This window comes from Odoribacter sp. N54.MGS-14 (assembly GCF_000980295.1).
GTDB lineage: Bacteria > Bacteroidota > Bacteroidia > Bacteroidales > Marinifilaceae > Odoribacter > Odoribacter splanchnicus.
Window position 1 is genome coordinate 1 of the sequence record NZ_LARL01000111.1, and the last position, 5,333, is coordinate 5,333.

At 42.4% G+C, this 5,333-nt stretch carries 6 protein-coding genes; 4 read left to right on the forward strand and 2 right to left on the reverse strand.

All coding sequences use genetic code 11. From position 1 onward, the window contains the following. Both WS42_RS14100 and WS42_RS14105 read left to right on the forward strand, forming a co-directional pair. A partial coding sequence (locus WS42_RS14100) for an FISUMP domain-containing protein (protein ID WP_046451300.1) occupies positions 1 to 537 on the forward strand: 537 nt, incomplete at its 5' end. A gap of 10 nt (positions 538 to 547) precedes the next feature. After that, positions 548 to 850 (forward strand): hypothetical protein, encoded by a 303-nt coding sequence (locus WS42_RS14105; protein WP_046404844.1) that lies wholly within the window; start codon positions 548 to 550, stop codon positions 848 to 850. A gap of 337 nt (positions 851 to 1,187) precedes the next feature. Here WS42_RS14105 and WS42_RS14110 read toward each other — a convergent pair whose 3' ends face one another. Then, positions 1,188 to 1,745 carry a manganese efflux pump MntP gene (locus tag WS42_RS14110; RefSeq protein WP_013610473.1) on the reverse strand — a complete coding sequence of 186 codons (558 nt, stop codon included), beginning with the start codon at positions 1,743 to 1,745 and terminating at the stop codon, positions 1,188 to 1,190. A 97-nt stretch (positions 1,746 to 1,842) separates the two neighbouring features. Here WS42_RS14110 and WS42_RS14115 point away from each other — a divergent pair, with 97 nt between their 5' ends. Continuing rightward, positions 1,843 to 2,790 (forward strand): GSCFA domain-containing protein, encoded by a 948-nt coding sequence (locus WS42_RS14115; RefSeq protein ID WP_046404922.1) that lies wholly within the window; start codon positions 1,843 to 1,845, stop codon positions 2,788 to 2,790. A 6-nt stretch (positions 2,791 to 2,796) separates the two neighbouring features. Here WS42_RS14115 and WS42_RS15815 read toward each other — a convergent pair whose 3' ends face one another. Further along, complete coding sequence (locus WS42_RS15815) at positions 2,797 to 3,318, reverse strand: SPOR domain-containing protein (protein ID WP_046404846.1); 522 nt, start codon at positions 3,316 to 3,318, stop codon at positions 2,797 to 2,799. Between the two features lie 189 nt (positions 3,319 to 3,507). Here WS42_RS15815 and WS42_RS14125 point away from each other — a divergent pair, with 189 nt between their 5' ends. Continuing rightward, the gene (locus WS42_RS14125) at positions 3,508 to 4,791 is read left to right on the forward strand and encodes an L-cysteine desulfidase family protein (RefSeq protein ID WP_013610476.1); all 1,284 of its coding nucleotides are present in this window, start codon (positions 3,508 to 3,510) and stop codon (positions 4,789 to 4,791) included. The last annotated feature ends 542 nt before the right edge of the window (positions 4,792 to 5,333 follow it).

Here is a 5,333-nt window from a genome sequence, read left to right on the forward strand (position 1 = left end):
CGGATCGGTAACCGGGAATGGATGACATCCAATATGCGTTATGAACCGGAAACCGGATTGTATGGTTGTTATGAAGAAGAAGGAGTTTTGGGAGAAGGATCCATGAGTGATAATATGTTTCGTAAATACGGTTATTATTACAACTATGCAGCGGCCATGACCGTCGCTCCTCAAGGATGGCGTTTGCCTACCGATGCCGATTGGGCAGATTTAGAACGGGCTCTCGGCATGAGTGAACCGGAAATCGGTGCGATCGGAGAGCGGGGTACGTACGAAGGCGAGTTGATGCAGCAAGGAGAGGAAGGTACCGGTTTGAAATTGGAGGCCGGTGGCTTTTATTCGGTACATCCTGTCGCTTATAACGATAACTGGCGTTTCCGAAGTGTTTTCGGCTATTTTTGGACAGCAACCGCAGATCCGGCTTACGACGGTTTTATCTTTTACCGGAAAATCGCTTATAATTCGACGAAAGTATTTCGTCAGAGTACGATGACTACCAATTGGCTGAATGTACGTTGTTGCCGGGAAGTACAATAAGGGAAATAGCATGAAAGATTTTCTGGTAATTGGTGGCTTGATCGGGATGATGGCTTGCACAAATCGGGTTACTTCCCGTCAAGCTGAGTTCGATCGTAATATGTTTTGCTCTTCGGAAGAGGCAAAACAAGCAATTTGTGAGATGAAGCAATATTGTAAAGCCGTAGTGGTTGCGACTAAAGGACGGAATGTCGATTCTTCGGATTGTCGTAATCCCGACTGTACGATTTTAGAGGCTTCTGAAGAAGGACTCTCCCTTTTGCCTTATTGTTATTTTGATATAGATGAATTCTATGCTCATCCTTCTCCGTAAAAAATTGCCGGTTGTCTGAAAAGATCTGTAGATGAACTCTGGTTTTCCGGTGTTCGAGGGGAAGATGGATGGACTTTGTTTTACCAAACCTTGTAAACCTTCTTCCCCATTTGTGATTTCAGAAATTTGTTCATGTGTAAATTCCTATTTGTCATTTTTAAAGTTTCCATTACAAAAATAATAAAAGTGGGATTTACACACTTTTTGAAACACTATCCTGAGATTTTGTTTAATCTCATTAAAATGTTGAAAAATTGGAAAACAAAGGAAAACAAAGGGACGGGGATATTGTTCTATTTTTTGGAACAATACCCCCGTCCCTTTGTTCTGACGATCTTTAATCCAATAAAGTATGTTCGATCAGTATTTTAACACCGATTACAATTAAGATAAGGCCTCCGAGTAGTTCTACTTTGAGGCCTTTGATTTTTCCGAACCGGAAGCCACAGATCACTCCGCTGAAAGAAAGGAAGAAAGTAGTGAAAGCGATAACTGAAGCCGGAAACCAGATGCCCGTTTTCAGAAAAGCCATACTCACGCCGACAGCCAGGGCATCGATACTGGTCGCTACGCCGAGGGTGAAAAGCATCCGGCTAGAAAAGGTAATCAGGTGGCTATCCTCTTCTTTGAAGGATTCGTAGACCATCTTTCCACCTAAATAACTCAATAAAACAAAGGCGATCCAGTGATCGAAATCGGTGATATAATTACTGAAATGAATACCCATCGCCCATCCCAGCCAGGTCATACCCCCCTGGAATATCCCCATGGTTAAAGCCATTTTCAGAGACTTCTTGATACAGAACGGTTTCATACATATGCCGCCACTGATACTGACCGCTAAACTGTCCATAGAAAGACCGATTGCAATTAATAGGATGGTGATAAAGCTCATTGTACAAAAATTGTTCTGCAAAGATAGAAAATAAAGTAAAAAGTAAAAGGTAAAAACGAAAAGGTGACTTACCTTTGTGATGAAATTAGTGGAAAAAATGGAACTACAGACTGTTGTCAAATTGGATAAACCTTCGTTTCGGATCGATTATTCGACCCGGCTCATGATGCTGGGTTCCTGCTTTGTCGAAAATGTTGGAGCGAAGCTGGAATATTTCAGGTTCAAGACGGATATCAATCCTTGTGGTATTGTATATAATCCCCTGTCTGTGGCTGATACGCTGGAGTTGTTATTGGCCGGTAAACGATTCTCGCAGGCCGATTTATTACGAAACGGGGAACTGTGGGTGAGTCTGAGCCATCATGGACGGTTTTCCGCCAGGGAAGCCGGGGACTGTTTACAGCGTATAAATTCCAGATTGGAAAAATCGGTAGCTCATTTAAAAACGACAAATGTCCTGGTGATTACCTGGGGAACTGCCTGGGTATACCGTCATCGGCAGTTGGGACGAGTCGTTGCCAATTGTCATAAATTTCCGGCCACTGATTTCGAGCGTTTCCGATTAAGCCCCGAAGATATCGAACAGGTGTATACCGATTTATTGTCCCGCCTGCACAGTCGTTATCCGGATATGAGGGTGCTGTTCACCGTGAGCCCTATCCGGCATTGGAAAGACGGAGCACATGCCAACCAGTTGAGTAAAGCGGTATTGTTGCTGGCCATCGATAAATTGAAGCAAAGGCTGGATTATGTCTCTTATTTCCCTTCTTATGAGATCGTGATGGACGAGCTTCGGGATTATCGTTTCTATACAGAAGATATGTTACACATCTCTCCGCAAGGAATCGAATATATCTGGGAGAAGTTTCAGTCCCTGTATATGACTTCGGCAACTGAAGCGTGGATGAAGCGCATCGATAAAATAAACAAGACTTTATTACACCGGCCTGCAGATCCTGATTCGTCTGCTTATCAGGAATTGATGAAAAAAACAGCTCAGGAGCGTGAACGGATTGAACGGGAGCTCGGTATTTCTTTCAGTTGATTCCGGTTATTCCGCTGTTTCTGTCCCGGTCACGATATCCTGCATCGGGATTCGTTTCAGTTCATCCAGGGAAATCTCTGTTTTTACGGCATAACTGGCCGGATAAATTTTACGGATCCGGTGTAAATCAGGTATACATTCCAAACGGTTTCTGTAATTCCCTACCCGGATTTTGAAATCCGGATCGAAATATTTCAAATAGGCCGGAATGTCCTGGAAGGTTTCTTCGAACTTATTCCGCATTTCCTTTAGGTTGTCGATGTTGCAGCCGAACGAACTGACCGAGTAGATTTGAATCCGGTAACCTGTAAAAGTTTTCTTTTTCTCATTCAGATGGATGTGCCATTGCAGCAAATTGTCTATCGGCGTGTCGCTGTCGAGGATTACCTGTCCGCCGTTATGACTTTCCGTCCTGAGTTCCTGAAGAATATCGTAATGCGGTTCTTCTTCCACGATCAGGGTATCTGCTTCTTGTGCAAACAAATGGACCGGAAAAAGGAATAATATAAAGAATAAATATTTATTCATGATTTAAAATTTTTTGCGAAGATAAAAGAAAATATTTGAATATCATCACAGAAACTGACAGCTTATTACTTCGACCTGCCAGTTCTTCGATGAAACGCATCGAGTTAAAAAAGCGTTAATACAGGAGGTCGGAGGAGTGGATATGATAAAAAGAAATAATTTTGCTTCATCAATCAAAAATAAAATTTTATGTGTCAGGCTACAGATAAACAAATCATAGAAGTACTGAAAATGGAAACGATTCCGGCATTAGGTTGTACAGAACCGGTTGCTTGTGCCTTAGCTTGTGCCCGATGTAAAGAAGAATTGGGTGGTGTTCCGGAACATATCGAAGTGTTCGTCAGTGGAAATATCTATAAGAACGGAATGGGAGTAGGTATTCCCGGTACCGGTATGACCGGACTGCCTATCGCCGCTGCTTTGGGTGCTGTTTGTGGAAAGACTGAATACGGCCTGGAAGTATTGAAGGAAGTTTCTGCTTGTAATAATTTGGCTGTTGCTAAATCTTTATTGGACAAGCAGGCTGTTGTTATCCATTTGAAAGAAGATGCTCCCGATAAATTGTATGCAGAAGCCATCTGTAAGAAAGGCAACGATACGGTAAAAACAGTGATTGTCCACGGACATACCAATATTATTCTGGTTGAAAAGAACGGGAAAGCAGTTTATCGTAAAGATTTTACGCCGGTAGCTGCCGAAAAGAGCGATCGTGCTGAATTAAGTATAGCCCGGATCTGGGAATTTATCCACCGGATCGACGTTGCAGAGATCGAGTTTGTATTGGAAGGTGCTGAAATGAACAAAGCGATTTCGGCTGAAGGTTTGAAGAGTGAATACGGTCTGCAGATCGGTAAGACCTTAAAAGAAAATATCGACAAAGGGTTGCTGGAAAACGACTTTTTGAACAATGCCCTGATTTGTGCCACCGCAGCTTCCGATGCCCGGATGGACGGTTGTGAAAAACCGGTGATGACTAATTCAGGTAGTGGAAATCAGGGAATTACGGTTTATCTTCCTGTTGTCGTGGCTGCCGAACAATTCGGTTGTTCCCGGGAGCAATTGATCCGGGCCCTGGCTTTGAGTAATCTGGTAGCTGCCCATATCCATTATTATATGGGACACCTTTCTGCTTTGTGTGGAATTCTGATTGCCGGCACGGGGGCTGCTTCGGCGATTACTTATCTGATGGGGGGAACCTACGAACAGGTAGTCAACACTATTAAGACTATGTGTTCCAACCTGACCGGAATGATGTGTGACGGAGCGAAACAAGGTTGTGCCCTGAAAGTATATTCCGGCGTTTCTGCTGCCGTACAGGCCGCTCTGTTATCCATGAAAGGAATCAAAACTCACAATGACGGTATTATTGAAGAAGATATTGAAAAAACGATCCGCAATGTCGGAATCATCGGTACCACCGGTATGGAACAGACCGATAAGACGATTCTGAACATTATGTGTCGGAAACAATAATAATTTTTCTCTACATACTATTCCCCGGAATTTTGGTGTTTTACAGACCACGATTCCGGGATTTTTTTATTTGATTTTCCCGGATTAATTCCAGATTCAATTTGTACACAACAAATTTAATATGTATCTTTGTTCCCTATTCTTACAAAGAGATAATCAAGTAGTTCGAATGTTAAAAAAAACGAACGATTAAATTTGTAATGAAAAAACAGCCGGGAGGTTAATGAATAAATTTTGAAAAGATTGATTAGGTGAAGATTATAAAATAGTCAGAAAAAGAAAAGAGATTCGAAACATAACTGTTTTAATCGTTCGTTTTTTTTGTAAGCATATTGCGGACAAATTTGTATGCTCAGTTCAAATTTTCAATATGTTCTGCATTTTATAATCTTATCTGTCATTCCAGGCGGAATTTTTCTTTTCAGTTTATTTCTTCTCTGGGTTGCCCCGAGTTCCTTTTTATGTTTGGACGTAAAAGAGTCTCCCGGTGGCGTCGCCGTGGGTTGCTACACGCGTAGGGTAACAGACCGGGCGTGAACCGG